Origin of the sequence: Bradyrhizobium sp. B120 (assembly GCF_049075665.1) — a bacterium.
Classification (GTDB): domain Bacteria; phylum Pseudomonadota; class Alphaproteobacteria; order Rhizobiales; family Xanthobacteraceae; genus Bradyrhizobium.
The window spans coordinates 7,048,644-7,065,174 of sequence record NZ_CP185242.1; the positions used below are offsets into that span (position 1 = coordinate 7,048,644).

Sequence of the window (16,531 nt, forward strand, 5' to 3'; positions counted from 1 at the left end):
TCTGTCATGAGCGTCGACATCGGCGGTCGGCTTCGATTCATCCGCGCGCGGCACAAGCTGTCGCAGCGCGAGCTCGCCAAGCGCTCCGGCGTCACCAATTCGACGATTTCGCTGATCGAATCCAACCAGATGAACCCGTCGGTCGGCGCGCTGAAGCGGATCCTCGACGGCATTCCGATGGGGCTTGCGGAATTCTTCGCGATCGAGCCGGAGCGGCCGCGCAAGGCGTTCTACCGCGCCGATGAGCTGACCGAGATCGGCAAGAAGCCGATCTCCTACCTCCAGATCGGCGACAGCCTGTTCGGACGTGCGTTGCAGATCCTGAAAGAGCGCTACGAGCCCGGCAGCGACACCGGCCGGGTGCCGCTGGTGCATGAGGGCGAGGAAGGCGGCATCGTGGTCTCGGGCCGGCTCGAGGTCACTGTCGACGACGAGCGGCGGGTGCTCAACGCCGGCGACGCCTATTACTTCGAAAGCCGCCGCCCGCACCGCTTCCGCTGCATCGGCGCCAAGCCGTGCGAGGTGATTTCGGCCTGCACGCCGCCGACATTTTGAACCCGGCGCAGGCGCTGCGCGACCCAAGCCGCAAGGGCCGCATGTCGCGGCCTCGCGGGTGACGTCGATGCCTTGCTCCCCACGGCTTGCGGCCGCCGTCGCGGCCATCTTGGTCCTTGCGCCCGGCGCGTCGGCTGCGATGGACGATTTCCTGCGCGCATCGAGCAGCGCGCCGACCGCGATCAGCCTGTGCGGCGCTGGCGGCGACGCCCGGATCAAGACCGCCGACTGCAAGAAGGCCGGCACCGACAAGCTCGTGGCGCAGATCGACAAGGCGTTCGACGCGGCGCTTCCCAAGCTGCCGGCGAACGTCAAGCCGCTGTTGAAGCGCGACCAGGCCTGGTTCAACGAGATGATCATCGACGCCGCGGAAGTGCTCGCCGATACCGACGAGGACGAGCTGAAAGCAGGTTTCGCCGCGACCTTGCGCCGCCGCGCGGCCGCGCTCGAGGGCATCGCATCCGGCCGTCCGGGCCTGTCAGGCAACTGGGTCAATGCCTTCGGCCACCTCACGCTGACGCCGACCGAGGGCGGCGCCTACCGCCTCGCCGCCGATCTGCGCGGCGACTATGGCGGCGACCGCAGGCGAACCTGCAAGCTGACCGCCGATCTGAAGCCCTCGGGGACTGCCTGGCTCTCCGGCCCCGTGGTGATCGAGGTGGAGACGCCGCCCGACAAGCCCAAGACCGACGTGGCGACCGATGCCGCCGCCTCAAGCAAGCCGCCGTCAATCAAACTCCGCCGCCAGGGCGAGACCTTGCGGGTCGTCGGCACCATCGATGACGAGGAGTTTGACGGGCTCAACGACTGCTCGTCGATGTGGCAGGTCACCGGCAGCTATTTCGCCGCCGGCAAGGATGCGGCATCCGACAAGGCCGACACCGCGTTCGTCGCGCCGACCTTCGACTGCAGCAGGCCCGAGACCGCGACCGACGAGGAAATCTGCGCCGATCCTGATCTCGCCGACAACGACCAGCGGCTGAACCGCGCCTGGAAGGCGTTGCAGCCGCGGCTCGACGAGGCGACGCGGCGCGCGCTGATCGAGGACCAGCGCAACTGGGTGAAGAGCCAGACCGAACAATACCCGGAATTCCTGCATCCGGCCTGGAACAAGCAGAGCTCGCAGGTCCACTTCACCGTCGATGCGCGCGATCACGTCAACGGCTTGCAGCGCGAACGCCTGGCGCTGCTCGAAGGCTTTGACGACAAGCGCAGCGGGCTTGCCGGCATCTGGCTGGCCTATAACGCCGTCATCAAGGTCACCGTTGAGAAAGACGGCACGCTGAAAGCGGCCGGATGGAAGTGGGACCAGGGTGACTGGAAGGCCGGCTGCGACTACGAGATGACGGGCAAGATCACCGGCGGCGCGTTCCGCTCCGACGAGCAGCGCAAGAATCCGGATACGCTCGAGCGCGACCATGCGATGCTGATCGTCAACCGACAGGACGATGCCTTCGCCAGGAAGCGCACCGGGAAGGACGGCAGCGAAGACAGCGCCGACGAGGCAAAATGCAAGCGCCGGCTCGACAACTCCTCGACCGCGCGGCTGTTTCCCGCCCGTCCCTCGCCCGACATCGACAATTTCAAGGGCTCGATCCGCTGACGGAGGCGAGACCGCGCGCCAACGGAACGCCATCCCAACCGACGGAAACCGGCGCGTGGTAGGATGCGTATCTGCTGGCACCCGACATGGAGCCCCGCATGCGCGTGATCGCCCTCATTGCCGCCGTTCTGGTCGCCCTCGCCTCGCCCGCCATCGCCGACGACGTTGGTGCCGCGCAGGACGTGATCCGCGCCCAGGAGCAGGCGTTCGGCCGCGACGACGCCGCGGCGGCCTATTCCTATGCCGCGCCCGCGATCCGGCAGATCTTTCCGCAGGCCGATATCTTCATGTCGATGGTGCAGAACCAATACGCGCCGGTCTATCGCCACAGGAGCTTCGAGTTCGGCGAGGCGCGCAGCGAAGGCGACCGGATCGCGCAACGCGTTCAGATCATCGACGCCAATGGCGAGGCGTGGGAGGCGCTCTACACGCTGGAGCGGCAGGCCGACGGCAGCTTGAAGATCACCGGCTGCTCATTGCTGAAGGCCGGCCAAGCAGTGTGACCGCACGGATCGGTCCGCAACGGTCACCTTCAACGAGTCGCTTCAGGACAAGCCCTTTCGCAGCCGGAGCCTGTCTTCAAGCCAGTCGAAGATGACTTCATTGGCCAGTGTGGGGTTGTCGATATGCCCCTGCATGGCAGCGGTCTCGGCGCGCCGGAACAGGATCAGGCTGGCGTCGCGATGAATGCTGCTCAATTGGTTGCCGAATTCGATCAGGGCGCCCGGAAGGAGCCAGCCGCCCTCACCCGCGGTGACGAGGAGCGGACAATCGATGCTTCGCGAGATCGCGTTGGCTTCATCGAGCCATCCGGCCTGCTCACCGTCGCCTGCTTGCCGATAAAAGAAGCTCTTCTCGTGCGAGTCCCAGATGCCCGCGTCGCAAACTGCCGCGGCAAACCGGGCATCACTTGCGGCTGCGCGAGCGACCAGGGACGAGTTGCAGGCATCCGCCACGATGGCGATCCGCGTGCTGTCGACACCGGGCTGCTCCGAAAGAAAGTCGAGCACGCGGCTCATCGCCGCTTCGAACTTGTGGCCCTCGAGCCGTTCCGGCGACAAGGCGGTCTGGATCCCCAGCAGATCCACGGCGAGAAGCGAGAACCCGCGCTCGTTGGCATGACCTGCGTATTTGGTGATCAACTCTTCCTTGTAGGAACCCGGCTCGCCTATGCACACGATGACGGGTCCATCGTCGCGCAAGGTTGACGGTAGGTAGTAGGCTTGAAGAGACAGGTCTTCGGTCCAGGGAATCGAGAGCACCTGGCCGGCCGGAAGGCGGGTCTTCAAGAAGCTGGTTGCGCATCGCCGCATGCCGTCGACGGCACGGTTCAGCCAATCGTTGGCATATCCGGGAGGCCTTACGGCAGCGTGAAAGTAGGTGGTCGCCCGAAGCCAGTTGCGGCGGGCGGTGACCAGATTGTTGTTCAGCAACGAAAGCTCAGCTCTCGCCTCGTTCAGTTCCGCGGTCTTGATCCACTCTTCCGACCACGAGCTCTCCGAGGCAAGGTTGATCTTGCTCAAGGTCAGCCAGCATTCGGAGACCGTCGAGCCGCCTTCCTGTGCGGCGGCCAGCAGCTTGATGAACTCCGCCGACAGATCCTCGCGATCCGGCCAGGCAGGCCAGCCCTTGTCATCGAACTCGACGCTGCTTGACGAGGCTCCACGCGCCCCACAGTGGTCATGCATGTTTCGTCAACTCGTTCGCACCCGGCTCCGCTGCCGGTACGCGTGAAAGGTACGAGTCCGCCCGTTGGGGTCGACGAGCCGCCGCTTCGGTCGCCGCGAAAAAACTGGCGCCGAAATCGCAAACGCCAATCACGCGGCTCTCCCAAGAAATTATTCCAATTGGGCTTCATATAATTGAAGTAATTCGGCGGCGGCAAATGTTGATATGGCGGCGCAGGAATGCGTTGCGCTTATGCCTGAGGGCCGAATGTTGCTGCAGCAATCGTTGCCGAGCAAATGCTCGGAAATGTTCCGGATACCGCCAACTTGCCTGTCTCGCGTGGCGAACTTGCCGCCGGCGCGCTCACGGAATCGCGAGAACCGGCATGCAACCACTCACTCAGCCGTGACTTCGCAAGGAGAGACCGCTTGAGCGCGTGCTGGCTTATCCCCGCACCGCTAGACGGGTGCGGTGTTGCCGTCCTTGACGTACCGCCTCAAATGAAAAACCTCCGGCAGGGCATTGCCGGAGGTTCTGGAGGTTAGTTCATGAAGAAGTCTGATATCTCCTCGTCATGGTCGGCAGAGCAACCGACGCTTGGTTTGTACATGATAGACTAATGTTAGTAAATCATACAATAGACTCTTCTTTCAAAATCAAAGCCTCGACAGTTTCCCGTCGAGGCTTTGGGTAGCAATCAAGTCCGGATCAACCCGGCTTTACCAGTTGCGCTGCGCGCGCAGCAGCAACATGTAGGTATCCTGGTTGCTGAGAGAGTAGACGGCGGCCGGCTTGCCGATCGCAGCGCTACCCGGATAGGTGATGGTGCCGGCGTAGTTCTGATCCAGATGGGTGTAGGTGAAGTCAGCCGAGAAGGTCAGGTTCTTCACCGGGGTCCACTGGGTCTGCGTACCGATCTGAGCAACGCTGTAGTCGGGGTTGCACGAGGTCAGATTCGAGGTAGCGCCGATTAGCACGCCGAACGATCCGCCCACGCCAGTCCCGCCGGGGCCGCAGATGTAGCCCTTGGCGGTGCTGTTGTAATTAACCTGGGCCCACGCACCGTAGACACTGGTGTTCCAATAGGGATTCCAGTTGTGGACGTATGCACCGCGCACGCCGTACGTCGTGATCAGCTGCTGCGAGCCGCCGCTGACGAACACGCTGTCCGGCGCGATGCCGAAGCCGATGCTCTGATAGGCACCGGGAACGCTGGTGTTGCCGAAGGAGGTGAACGCACCGGCACCCGAGAGATCCTGGATGTTGTAGCGCGTTGCGCCGTTGGTATAGACGCCCTGGACGTTGATGGTGTCGCCAGGTCCGGTCGGGATGTTCTTGATCGACAGGGCCAACTGACCCGCCCAACCCCACTTGTCGTCCGGATGACCGGTCAACTCGGTGGCGCCGTAGTAGGCCGCGTGATTGTCATGCGCCGCGAACGACGCCTGGAACAGACCCCAGGCCTGGTCGACGCGGAGAGACGCGACCAGATCCGGAGCGATCGTGCCGGCATAGTCGCTCGCGCCGTAGGGACCGAGCGCGCCGGTACCGACCACACCGAGATTCTGCACGCCGGCCTGATAGTAGGCCGACTGATCCTGGGCCGACAGGGCCAGCGACACGCCGTTGCCGAACTGCGCGGTGTAGGTGAACTGGTTCACACCGGTGATCGTGCCGCCGCCGCCGACGAGACCATCGAAGTTGTTGCCCGGATAGTTGGCCCACGGCGCCGAGAACTGCGACACCGCCTTACCCATGGTGAAGCCGGCGAACTGGACGAAGGCGTAGTAGACGCCGACCGTGCCGGCGGCGACACCGCCTGCACTTGCGTTGTTCGGGGCAGCAGACGTTCCGATCGGCGAGTAGACCGTCGAGCCTGCCGCGGCGCCCGCGCCATAGCTGTCCGAGGTCCAGCTGAAGGTCGCATCGAAGAAGGTACGGACCACGCCGTATTCGGTCGCGGTGCGGGTGTCGACGTTGAGGTCTTCACGCGAGCGCCAGGTGTAGCCGTTGGTGAAGCGGTTCTGTGCGCCGCCAGCGCCGGCGTAGTTGCCGGTGTGGTCCGAGTTGGTGTTCGCCAGAACGTCCATGCGCAAGTAGCCGCCCAGCTTGATGCAGGTGTCGGTGCCCGGAATAAAGTAGAAGCCCGGACCATAGAGCGAGCAGACCTTCACGTATTCGACTGCCTTGGCCTTGACCGGAAGGTCGGCCGCCATGGCTCCACTGCTCGCGGCGAGAGTTGCCACCGAGCCCAACAAAAGGCCCTTTACGATCTTCATGCTATCCTCCAAGTGATGCCTTCAAGTGATGCCTTGCTCTGCTGGCAAAGCGACAAACGTTCCCCTCCCGAAAACCGCTGCGGCGCAGCCATTTTCAAGATGCTCGTGGTCAACTCGGCCACTGCAGGCGTGAGATGGTGGATGCCCCCCATCTCCGACGGGGAACAATGCAATCGGGTAGTCACATATTCAACTTATATTAGTTAGTCATTCTATGTTTGCACAGCCATGTGTCATTCAGGCAACGCATCGACGAACATTTTCGTCACGGCGCCCGCTTCAAAAATTGCTCGATATCTGTGAAGATGAATTTTTGTTAAGGTAGGTCATGACCGAGCGCAAATCGACCGACAAACTGCAGGACGCGGCTGAGCGATTGGCTTGGGAGATCGTGTCGACCAGCATCCGCCTCGACGAGTTGCGCAGCATCTGGGCCAAGATGATCGGAATCACCGGTCCGCAATGGATGATCATGACGGTGCTGGCGAATGCCGAGGACCGCAGCGTCGGCCTGCCCGTCGGCGCGGTGTCGAGGGCACTGCGCGTCGATCAGTCGTTTGTGGTGACGCAATCGAAGCTGCTCGAAAAGAAGAACCTCGTGCGCCGCAAGAGTTCGACCGAGGATGCCCGGGTCGTGAACCTGTCACTGACCGAGCACGCCAAGAAGCAGATGGCGAACCTGTCCGCGCAACGCAAAGAGTTGAACGAGTTCGTCTATGCCGACCTCGATCTGCGGGAGCTGCTGCAACTGACCGGCAAGATGGATTCCATCAAGAGCCGGCTGGAAAAGGCGATCGCGAGAATCTCGGTCGATCTTTAGTGGATCACGCGATCGCCAGCCGCTGCCGCGACCGCATCATGAGCAGCAGGATGATGCTGACATTGAGCAGGTTCCAGGCGAGACCATTGGCGAAGGCCGCGGCATAGGAGCCGGTGGTGTCGAAGATCACGCCCGAGATCCAGCCGCCGAACGACATGCCGAACACCGAGGCGAAGATCACGATGCCGATCCGGGTCGCGGCCTCGGAGGCCGGCATCGCCTCGCGGACGATGATGGCGTAGCTCGGCACGATGCCGCCCTGGAACAGGCCGAACATCGCCGAGATGACGTAGAGCGAGGTCAGGCTGTCGAAGAACAGGTAGAACAGCAGCGCCGCGCCCTGCGCGATCGAGCCGATCAAGAGGGTGCGGATGCCGCCGATCCGGTCGGCGAGGAAGCCGGAGCCGATCCGGCTGATGATGCCGAAGCCCAGCATCAGCGACAGCATCTCGGCGCCGCGCGCCACGCCGTAGCCGAGATCGCCGCAATAGGCGACGATGTGAACCTGCGGCATCGACATCGCCACGCAGCAGGAGATCGACGCGAGCGACAGGATCGCGGTCAGTGCGTTGGTGGAGAGCCGCATGTCGACCCGCGGCGGTGCCGCGTTGACATGGCTGCGCCGGGTCGCCGCGCCCATCAACAAACGCAGCACCACGAGCGCAAGCGCCATCGCGATCGCGGTGAAGATGCCGATCGCGATATGGGTGGTGCGCCAGCCGACGCTCTGCATGCCGAAATTGACCAGCGGCGGCCATACCGTGCCGCCGACATAATTGCCGCTGGCGGCGATCGCGACCGCAAGGCCACGGTAGCGCTCGAACCAGTGCGAGGCCTCCGCCATCAGGGGACCGAAGGTCGCGGCCGACGACAGGCCGATCGCGAAATGCACCAGGATGAAGGCCCAGATCGACGGCGCATAGCCGGCGCCGATATAGCCGAGGCCGAGAATGCCGATCCCGGCGCCGATCGCCGCGACGATGCCATAGCGATCGCTGATCTTGCCGGTCACGACCTGGCCGAGGCCGAAGCCCAGCATCACCATCGTGAAGGCGAGCGACGCCGTTCCGCGGGTCGCGCCGAAGTCGGTCTGCACCGCCGGCAACGCCACCACGACCGACCACATGCCGACGCTGCCGAGCGAGCCGATCACCACGGCTATGGCAAGGCGCAGCCATGCCCGGCGCGAGTCGGGAATGAACACTGCGGCTTCAGGGGAAAATTCAGAAGAAATTACCACGGCACGCGGAACTTCGTCGGCATTTGCCTGCGGGTCAAGCCACATGCCGAGAGATTAGGCATGCGCCAGCAAGGGGACGCGCCACTTACACCGGCGCGTGAGGCGGCTCAATTGCCGTAGTTGGGATCCTGCGCCTGGAACGGACCGCACTTCGCGCCGATGCCGAAGCGCTGATCGAAATCCACGGTGCCGCCGCCGACCGGTATGCGGGTCGGCGGCAAGCCGCGCGTGTACTGGTCGACGGTGACGGACTTCTTGTCCGCGCTCATCGTCACATGCACCGGCTCGAGGTCCTTGCCCTTGTTGAGCTCGGTCAGATCGAGCGTGTAGTAGCCGTCCGCCGTCTTGCCCGCGGCCATGCCGCCATGCGGCGCGAAGACGACGGATTGCGGCAGGTAGACCTCCATCAGGACGCCGTTACCCTTGCAGGCGATCATGCGGATCATCCAGGCCCGGTCGTCCGGCAGCGTCACGGCGGACGCCCGCACCGACAGCAGTGCGATCGCGGCAGCAATGCCTGCTGTCATGGTTCGACCTGCCCGGTTCGACATGGATGCCTCTGGCGGCTGATGGCGTTGCTGGCGTTTGGTCGTCGGCCCGGCCGCGAAAGTTCAATCCGCATCGTGCACCGCAGCGATCGCAACGGACCGATCAAGCGGGAATATCATCCGTCGAACCGTGATCCATGCTGATGAGAAAAACTGCTACAATGCGAGCCGGTTCACATTGGCGGCTCGCCGTCCGGACCTATCATCCGCCCGGATGGCGCGCAGCTCGCAAGGTAAAGGATCGAAGCGCATATCGTCGGAGGATCGTCATGCATTCGTCGTCAGCAGAGTGGTTACCCGTCGCGTCGGCGCCGTCGGACCGGGAGCTCGAGGTCTGTGTCCTCGACTATGACGGCATGGTGCACGCGTTGATGTTCCCGTGCCACCGGGACGGCGCCGAATGGGTCGACCATGCCGGCAGCAGGCATCTCGACATCCAGCCGACGCATTGGCGCCGATGGATGCTCTCAGCCAATTGACGCCGCCATGATCGGCCTCGGCCAGCCGACGCCGATCTCGCGCCGGTCCGGATATTGAGCTAGACTTGCCACGTGAGGTTCAAGGGTGGGCCAGGAGGCTCGTCATGGAATCACACGTGATCCCTTTCGAAAATCGCTGGACCAACGGCAAGCATGCCTGGGAGTGGCATTGCGAGCTCGAGCGGCTGGGCGTGCCGACGGTCCGCACGATGTATTGCGAGCATGAGACGCACTATCGCGACGAGCTTGCGGTGGTGTTCGACATTCCCGCGGGCTTTGTCCACGACTGGCTGGCCTTCCACGACCGGCGCGCCGCCCGGCAGCAATTGCTGTGGCGTGCCAGCGTCATCACGCTCGGCCTCATCGCCGCATCGGGCGTCGTGCTCGGCGCGCTGAGATAGAGGCAGCGAACCCGCCGCTGGAACGGCCGGGCGGTCCCGCCGCCCCTCGCGGCCGAAAATCCCCCATGCCCGGTGCCTGCGACGACCCGCGCCCCCCCGCAAAACGCACTTATTAACCCTTTGCTAACCATACACCCGGCAAGAATTGCCGAGTGAAGTTGAGTGTCGTCGAACGCGTCTAACGGGCGGAGATCCCCGTGAACGCCAGCGCGGTGCCTCACTTTCGGAACGGCGGCCCTGCGGCCGTCGCGCAGACGCTTGGCGGCCGCGGCCGCCAGTCGCGAGGGAGAGCGGCTACCATGGTCGACGTCACGGCGGGTCAGGGCACGGCAGGCAAGGGCGGATTGCCGAGCCTCGGCGAGATCGGCGACATCTTCAAGCGCGGCGATCTCGCGCTGGCGCTCGGCGTCCTCACCATCCTGGTGGTGCTGATCCTGCCGCTGCCATCGATCGTGCTCGACCTGTTTTTGGCGGTCTCGATCACGATCTCGATCCTGATCCTGATGACCTCGCTGTTCATCCAGGCGCCGCTGGAATTCTCGTCGTTTCCGACCATCCTGCTGATCTCGACCATGATGCGGCTGTCGCTGAACATGGCCTCGACCCGGCTGATCCTGAGCCACGGCCACGAGGGCACGGCGGCTGCCGGGCACGTCATCGAGGCGTTCGGCAACTTCGTGATGGGCGGCAACTTCGTGATCGGCATCATCGTGTTCGCGATCCTGGTGATCGTGAACTTCGTGGTCATCACCAAGGGTTCGGGCCGCATCGCCGAAGTCGCGGCGCGCTTCCAACTGGACTCGATGCCCGGCAAGCAGATGGCGATCGACGCCGACCTGTCCGCCGGACTGATCGACGAGAAGGCCGCCAAGGAGCGTCGCAAGGCGCTGGAAGACGAGAGCGGCTTCTTCGGCGCGATGGACGGTGCCTCGAAATTCGTCCGCGGCGACGCCATCGCCGGCCTTTTGATCGTCGGCATCAACATCGTCGGCGGCATCATCATCGGCGTGGCCCAGCAGGGCCTCTCCTTCGGCGAAGCCGCCCGCACCTACACCGTGCTGACCGTCGGCGACGGCCTCGTCACCCAGGTGCCGGCGCTGATCGTCTCGACCGCGGCCGGCCTCCTGGTCTCCAAGGCCGGCATCACCGGCGCCGCCGACAAGGCGCTGATGCGTCAGCTCTCCGGCTATCCGCAGGCGCTCGGCATGTCGGCCGGCGTCATGCTGGTGCTGGCGCTGCTGCCGGGCATTCCGACGCTGCCGTTCCTGGCGCTGGGCTCCGGCGCCGCGGCGCTGGCCTGGAACGCGCGCAAGAAGAAGCGGGTCGCCAACGCCGCCGAGGCCGCCGCCGCTGCCGCCCCCGCTGCAGCCGCGGCCGCCGCCGCTGCCGCCGCGGAAGAGCCGATCGCCGCCGCGCTGAAGATCGACGACCTCAAGATCGAGCTCGGCTACGCGCTGCTGCCGCTGGTCAACGGCCCCGACGGCACCGACCGCCTCACCGAGCAGATCAAGGCGCTGCGCCGCTCGCTCGCGATCGAGATGGGGTTCGTGATGCCGGCGGTGCGCATCCTCGACAATGTGCAGCTCGAGGCCAACAGCTACGTCATCAAGATCAAGGAAGTCGACGCCGGCACCGGCAAGATCTGGCCGAGCCAGTTCATGGTCATGGACCCCTCCGGCAACCAGGTGCAGCTGCCGGGCATCCACACCATCGAACCGACCTTCGGCTTGCCGGCGACCTGGGTCGATGCCGGCCTGAAGGAAGAGGCTGCGCTGAAGGGCTACACCGTGGTCGACGCCGCGACCGTGCTGTCGACGCATCTGACCGAGCTGCTCAAGACCAACATGGCGGACTTGCTGTCCTACGGCGAGGTGCAGAAGCTGCTGAAGGACCTGCCGAAGGAGCAGGGCGAGCTGATCAAGGACATCGTGCCGAGCCAGGTCACGATGTCGGGCATCCAGCGCGTGCTGCAATTGCTGCTCGCCGAGCGGATCTCGATCCGCGATCTTTCGACCATCCTCGAGGGCATCGCCGACGCGCTGGCGTTCTCGCGCAATCCGGCCACCATGGTCGAGCATGTCCGCGCCCGGCTGGCGCGCCAGATCTGCGCCCAGAACACCTCGCCGAACGGCTATCTGCCGCTGATCGCGCTGTCGGCGCGCTGGGAGCAGGCGTTCGCCGAGTCGATCGTCGGCCAAGGCGACGACCGCAGCCTGGCGATGCAGCCTTCGAAGCTGTCGGAATTCATGACCGCCGTGCGCAACGCCTTCGAGCAGGCGGCGCGCGAAGGCGAGGCGCCGGTGCTGGTGACCTCGGCCGCGATCCGGCCGTTCGTTCGCTCACTGGTGGAACGGTTCCGCTCGCAGACCACCGTTTTGTCGCAGGCCGAGATCCATCCCCGGGCCCGGCTGAAGACCGTCGGCAGCGTGTAGAGCTTCTTGTTTGGACGCGTTTTCTTCACGCGAACCGGCGTCCATCCCGCATCGAGTGCGGGACAGGCTTCGCTCGAAAACGCGCTAGCCGGCGCAAATCATTTGCGTTTTCGCCTGTGCTTTCTCGCCACAGGCAACTGATTTATGTGGAACAGTCCGGAACGGCCCCATCTCAGGTAACATGATCCGGCTTCCAAGCAAGCTACTGATATTACATCCAGTTAATGTGGATTTTGGAAGCCGGAGACGGTTTTTGATCGCGCCCGATCACGTCTCATCACGCTCTTGTGATGACCCCTAGGGAACGGAATCGGCAAATCCTACGTTGGTGGGGCACGAGACGTTGAACCGGGCAGAACACCAAACCGACAAATTTACTGAGAGCAGGAAGGCGGCAGGAGACTTCCATGAACCACTCGATCTACAGCGCTGATCGTACGACGCACCTGAAGATTGTGGTCGTGGCCTTGGTCGCCGGTATTCTGGTCGCTGGTTTCGGCATCACTGCGCACAATTCGTCGGACGAGGGTTACACCCAGACGGCACGTGTCATGAAGGCCGGCAAGCCGGTCGCGATCACGAGCACGAGCAGCTCGCTGGTCCGCTAACAGGAGAGTTTCACGAATTCACGTAGTGTTCTTTACAGCCCCCCAAAGTCGCTGCGTGGATATTTAAGACCCCCAACTACCCCCAAGTTGACTATCGAAAACGCCCGCTCCCCACGGGCGTTTTCTTTTTGTGCGGATGGTGGATCGTCGCCATGGCTTTATCCACGTCATTGCTGTGACGGAGCGCCCTGCATTCAGACGCTTGCAGCAAGGCGCAGATTTATCGCGGCGTCGAACCCGACGCAGGCGGCACGGTCTCGATCAGCTTGCCGGTGAAGATCGGCGCAGAAGTCGGCTGGCCATTCGGCGAACCGCCGGCCTGCTCGACCGTCACCGCATAGGTCGCGCCGTTGATCACATCGGGATCGTAGCCCGACAGCACCGGGCGCGCGGTGAAATCGTCAGCGCCGATCACGCCGAGCGAGCGCGGCTGCGGCAGTCTGTCGGAGATCAGCCAGAGCTCAAAGCTCTTGCCGGGCTCGGATGGGGCGCCGACCTTGCGCACGGTGAAATTCTTGGTCGCGCCGTCGATGGTCATGATGAAGGCCGGCCCGCCATTCTGTCCCTGCAACAGCGCGACATACTGCGCCGACGGCGCGAGCGCCGGCGCCGGCGTCTTCACTTCCACCGTCTGGATGCGCGGCTTCGGACGGATCGCATTCGGCAACGCGTCGGGCCGGTAGATCTGCAGGCCGAGCGTGACCAGCAGCGCGGCCGCGATCGCGGTCGCCGCCGAGGCGATGCCGCGCCAGCGCTTCACGCGGCCCGCAAGCGCGATCATGTTGGTGCTGTCGTTGACGCCAAAACGTGGCTGGATTGGTGGCCGCCGAATCTCGACCGGCTGTGGGATTTCTGATGGCTGAGCAGGCTCCGGATCGAACGCCGAGCCGAATCCAGGATCGTCGGTTATCGGCGGTGTCACGGACGCGGCCGGCGTCTCGGGCAGCACCAGCGGCGCCTGCGGCGCGCCGGCATGGCCGATCGCCGCCTTGATGTTTTCCCAGACCACCGGGCGCGGCTCGACCAGGCCGACCATCTGGTTCAGCGGCCCGAGCCTGAACTCCCAGGCCTGCACGAGCGCGGCGAACTCGGTGTCGACGGCCATCATGGTCTCGACCTGCGTACGCTCGTCGGCATCGAGCGTACCGAGCGCATATTCCGCGGCGAGCGCGATATGGTCTTCGCTATAGGCCATCAATCAGAGTCCAAGACACTCCCGGATATCCATCAGGCTGCGGCGCAGCCAGGTCTTCACCGTGTTCACCGGTGTCTCGAACTTTGCGGCGAGCTGCTCGCGGCTCCAGCCATTGTAATAGGCGAGCAGCACGAGCTTCTGACGATCGGGCTCCAGACGACCGACGCACTCCAGCAACCGCTTCAACTCTTCCGTCATTTCCCGTCGCGCCAGCGGATCGGGCGAGTCGGCGGCGACTTCCATCGCCGCAGGCTCATCTTCCAGCGAGGACTCGCCTCGCTTGCGCACGACATCGATGGCGCGGTTGCGCGCGATCGACGCCATCCACGTAATCGGGGACGACAGGGCCGGGTTGAACTGCCCGGCGCTGTTCCAGATCTTGACGTAAGCCTCCTGAATGACCTCCTCGGCGAGGTCCTGACGCCGCAAGATACGGAGCACAACGCCAAAGAGTTTCGAGCGGGTCGCGGCGTACAGCCGCTCAAAGGCGGCCTGATCCCCCTTCGCGACGGCGGCGATCAGCCAGACGAGCTCAGCCGGCGTCAGCATTCAGCGCCCTCCAAGCCTGCATCCCCCATCGCCCCATTGCCACCGCGCCGCCGATCATCATCTGGTCTGGACCGGTGGTAGCATATTTTGGGACAGCACGATCCGCCAAGTGGCCGACGAGAGGCCGGCTTGTGGACAGCGTCCAACAAAAAGCCCGGGCGATCGGCCCGGGCTCTCAAGATGGTCAGCGGAGGGAGCGAGGTATCAGGCGATCACGCCGAGCCGGGCCCGCATCAGGCCGATCGAATCCATGTCGGCTTGCTCGCGAGCGCTCTCCTCCGCGCGTTCGCGCGCCTGGTCGCGCTCGTCAAGCAGCTCGACCTTCTTCAGCTCCTCGAAGGCTTCCGACAGCAGCGCCTTGGCGTCGTCGAGCTGGGCACGCAGCTCGTCGGCCGAACGGGTCAGGTTCTCGCGGCGCTGGATCGCGGCCTTGGCGTAGGTCGGATAGGCGAAGTGCGAGGGATCATTGATCCCGGCGCGCTCCTGCTCGGTCTGGATCTCGCGCTCGAGCTCGACGGACATGCGCTGGAAGTCGGCGATCATGCCTTCGATCTGGGTAACCCGACGGCGCTTTTCATCGACCTGAAACTTCTTCAGGCGGATCAGCGTTTCACGTGACTTCATCGACTCATACTCCCCAGAAGTCCCAATTCTGAACGCGGGACAGAACCGGCTCCCCCCTGGGCCCCGCCGGCATAACTATGGTGTGCCGGGGATGATGGCCTGACAAAGTTAGCGTTCCGTTTCCAAACCCGACAGGATTTGAGCGAGTTGCCGGTAGCCGTCGCCAAGGCTGGTGGCCTCGTCCTTGGCCTGGCGCAGGAAGCTTTCCAAGGGCTCGTGCAGCCGGATCGCCTCGTCGACCTCGGGGCTGGAACCCGGCCGGTAGGCACCGAGCCGGATCAGTTCCTCCATGTCGGCATAGGTCGCCATCACCTGCCGCGCCTTGTTGATAAAGGGCAGGAAGTCGGGGTCGGCGGACTTCGGCATGGTGCGCGAGACCGACTTGAGGATGTTGACCGCGGGGTAGCGGCCGCGCTCGGCGATCGCCCGCTGCATCACGATATGGCCGTCGAGGATGCCGCGCACCGCGTCCGCGATCGGCTCATTGTGATCGTCGCCGTCGACCAGCACGGTGAAGATCGCGGTGATGGTGCCGACGCCGGTGCCCGGCCCTGCCCGCTCCAACAACTTCGGCAATTCGGTGAACACGGTCGGCGTGTAGCCCTTGGCGGTCGGCGGCTCGCCTGCCGAGAGGCCGATCTCGCGCTGCGCCATCGCAAAGCGCGTCACCGAGTCCATCAGGCACAGCACGTCCTGGTCCTCGTCGCGGAAATATTCGGCGATGGCGAGTGTCAGATACGCCGCCTGGCGCCGCATCAGCGCCGGCTCGTCCGAGGTGGCGACCACCACGACCGAGCGCGCCAGCCCCTCCTCGCCGAGATCCTCCTGGAGGAATTCCTGCACCTCGCGGCCGCGTTCGCCGATCAGCCCGATCACCGAGATCGCGGCATCGACATTGCGCGCCAGCATCGACAGCAGCACCGACTTGCCGACGCCGGAGCCGGCGAAGATGCCGAGCCGCTGGCCGCGGCAGCAGGTCAGGAAAGTATTAAGGCCGCGCACGCCGAGGTCGAGCGGCGGACCGACCCGCCTGCGCGAATGCGCCGGCGGCGGCGAGTTGCGGTAGGACATCGGCGAGGCGCCCTGTTGCAACGGCCCCTTGCCGTCGATCGGCTCGCCCATCGCGTTGACGACGCGGCCGAGCCAGGCCGGCGACGGCCGCACCTGGCTCGCCGCATTGGCGATCACGGCGCGGCACCCGCGCCTGACGCCCTCGAGCCCGCCGAACGGCATCACCACCGCGTTCTCGCCGGAGAAGCCGATCACCTCGGCCGGGATGAAGCGGCCGGCGCCGACGTCGATCACGATCCGGGCGCCGACCGACATCGCGTGAATGGGGCCGGCGATCTCGACCATGAGCCCGCGGACGCCGACCACACGGCCATAAATATTGACGCCGTCGATGTCGCCGATCTGCTCCGCGAGCGCCTTCATTGCGAAAACCTTAAGTTTCCGCAATTTTGCGCCGGCCGCTTAACTTCGTGTTTACCCGCATCATTAATCATTGCGTCACTGTCTTTGGTGACTGAG

At 64.4% G+C, this 16,531-nt stretch carries 16 protein-coding genes; 8 read left to right on the plus strand and 8 right to left on the minus strand.

The annotated features are described in order from the left end of the window. Nucleotides 1–6 precede the first annotated feature (6 nt). From ACOIX3_RS32730 to ACOIX3_RS32740, 3 genes are all read left to right on the plus strand, one after another. On the plus strand, nt 7–555 hold the full coding sequence (locus tag ACOIX3_RS32730) for a cupin domain-containing protein (RefSeq protein ID WP_018273259.1): 549 nt from the start codon (nt 7–9) through the stop codon (nt 553–555). Nucleotides 556–622: 67 nt separating this feature from the next. Next, on the plus strand, nt 623–2,158 hold the full coding sequence (locus ACOIX3_RS32735) for a lysozyme inhibitor LprI family protein (RefSeq protein ID WP_420966100.1): 1,536 nt from the start codon (nt 623–625) through the stop codon (nt 2,156–2,158). Between the two features lie 98 nt (nt 2,159–2,256). Then, entirely contained in the window at nt 2,257–2,661 is a 405-nt protein-coding gene (locus ACOIX3_RS32740; protein WP_420966101.1) for a DUF4864 domain-containing protein, read from the plus strand. A gap of 42 nt (nt 2,662–2,703) precedes the next feature. On the opposite strand, the gene ACOIX3_RS32745 is transcribed toward ACOIX3_RS32740, so the two are convergent. Together ACOIX3_RS32745 and ACOIX3_RS32750 are read right to left on the minus strand one after the other, a co-directional pair. Further along, on the minus strand, nt 2,704–3,846 hold the full coding sequence (locus ACOIX3_RS32745; RefSeq protein WP_420966102.1) for a dienelactone hydrolase: 1,143 nt from the start codon (nt 3,844–3,846) through the stop codon (nt 2,704–2,706). Nucleotides 3,847–4,545: 699 nt separating this feature from the next. Continuing rightward, a complete protein-coding gene (locus tag ACOIX3_RS32750; RefSeq protein WP_420966103.1) occupies nt 4,546–6,105 on the minus strand; it encodes a porin in 1,560 nt (519 codons plus the stop codon). Between the two features lie 328 nt (nt 6,106–6,433). On the opposite strand from ACOIX3_RS32750, the gene ACOIX3_RS32755 reads away from it, so the two are divergent. Next, complete coding sequence (locus tag ACOIX3_RS32755; protein ID WP_176529592.1) at nt 6,434–6,925, plus strand: MarR family winged helix-turn-helix transcriptional regulator; 492 nt, start codon at nt 6,434–6,436, stop codon at nt 6,923–6,925. Between the two features lie 4 nt (nt 6,926–6,929). Here the strand turns inward: ACOIX3_RS32755 and ACOIX3_RS32760 are convergent, their stop codons facing one another. After that, nucleotides 6,930–8,129, minus strand: a complete 1,200-nt coding sequence (locus tag ACOIX3_RS32760) for an MFS transporter (protein ID WP_420966104.1) — start codon at nt 8,127–8,129, stop codon at nt 6,930–6,932. 143 nt (nt 8,130–8,272) lie between these two features. After that, entirely contained in the window at nt 8,273–8,692 is a 420-nt protein-coding gene (locus ACOIX3_RS32765; RefSeq protein ID WP_420966105.1) for a hypothetical protein, read from the minus strand. A 290-nt stretch (nt 8,693–8,982) separates the two neighbouring features. On the opposite strand from ACOIX3_RS32765, the gene ACOIX3_RS32770 reads away from it, so the two are divergent. The 4 genes from ACOIX3_RS32770 to ACOIX3_RS32785 all read left to right on the plus strand — a co-directional run bounded on the left by ACOIX3_RS32770 (nt 8,983) and on the right by ACOIX3_RS32785 (nt 12,633). Further along, the gene (locus ACOIX3_RS32770; protein ID WP_173638244.1) at nt 8,983–9,192 is read left to right on the plus strand and encodes a hypothetical protein; all 210 of its coding nucleotides are present in this window, start codon (nt 8,983–8,985) and stop codon (nt 9,190–9,192) included. A 104-nt stretch (nt 9,193–9,296) separates the two neighbouring features. Then, nucleotides 9,297–9,593, plus strand: coding sequence for a hypothetical protein (locus tag ACOIX3_RS32775; RefSeq protein ID WP_212316400.1), 297 nt, complete (start codon nt 9,297–9,299; stop codon nt 9,591–9,593). 299 nt (nt 9,594–9,892) lie between these two features. After that, a complete protein-coding gene (flhA, locus tag ACOIX3_RS32780) occupies nt 9,893–12,025 on the plus strand; it encodes a flagellar biosynthesis protein FlhA (protein ID WP_420966106.1) in 2,133 nt (710 codons plus the stop codon). A gap of 407 nt (nt 12,026–12,432) precedes the next feature. After that, nucleotides 12,433–12,633, plus strand: a complete 201-nt coding sequence (locus ACOIX3_RS32785) for a hypothetical protein (protein ID WP_420966107.1) — start codon at nt 12,433–12,435, stop codon at nt 12,631–12,633. A 220-nt stretch (nt 12,634–12,853) separates the two neighbouring features. Here the strand turns inward: ACOIX3_RS32785 and ACOIX3_RS32790 are convergent, their stop codons facing one another. The 4 genes from ACOIX3_RS32790 to fliI all read right to left on the minus strand — a co-directional run bounded on the left by ACOIX3_RS32790 (nt 12,854) and on the right by fliI (nt 16,435). Then, nucleotides 12,854–13,828: an anti-sigma factor gene (locus ACOIX3_RS32790; RefSeq protein ID WP_420966108.1), complete on the minus strand. Its 975-nt coding sequence runs from the start codon at nt 13,826–13,828 to the stop codon at nt 12,854–12,856. 3 nt (nt 13,829–13,831) lie between these two features. Next, a complete protein-coding gene (locus tag ACOIX3_RS32795) occupies nt 13,832–14,377 on the minus strand; it encodes a sigma-70 family RNA polymerase sigma factor (protein ID WP_097676823.1) in 546 nt (181 codons plus the stop codon). A 204-nt stretch (nt 14,378–14,581) separates the two neighbouring features. Next, the gene (fliJ, locus tag ACOIX3_RS32800) at nt 14,582–15,001 is read right to left on the minus strand and encodes a flagellar export protein FliJ (RefSeq protein ID WP_021081901.1); all 420 of its coding nucleotides are present in this window, start codon (nt 14,999–15,001) and stop codon (nt 14,582–14,584) included. Between the two features lie 108 nt (nt 15,002–15,109). Next, nucleotides 15,110–16,435 (minus strand): flagellar protein export ATPase FliI, encoded by a 1,326-nt coding sequence (gene fliI / locus ACOIX3_RS32805; protein ID WP_420966110.1) that lies wholly within the window; start codon nt 16,433–16,435, stop codon nt 15,110–15,112. Between the last annotated feature and the right edge of the window lie 96 nt (nt 16,436–16,531).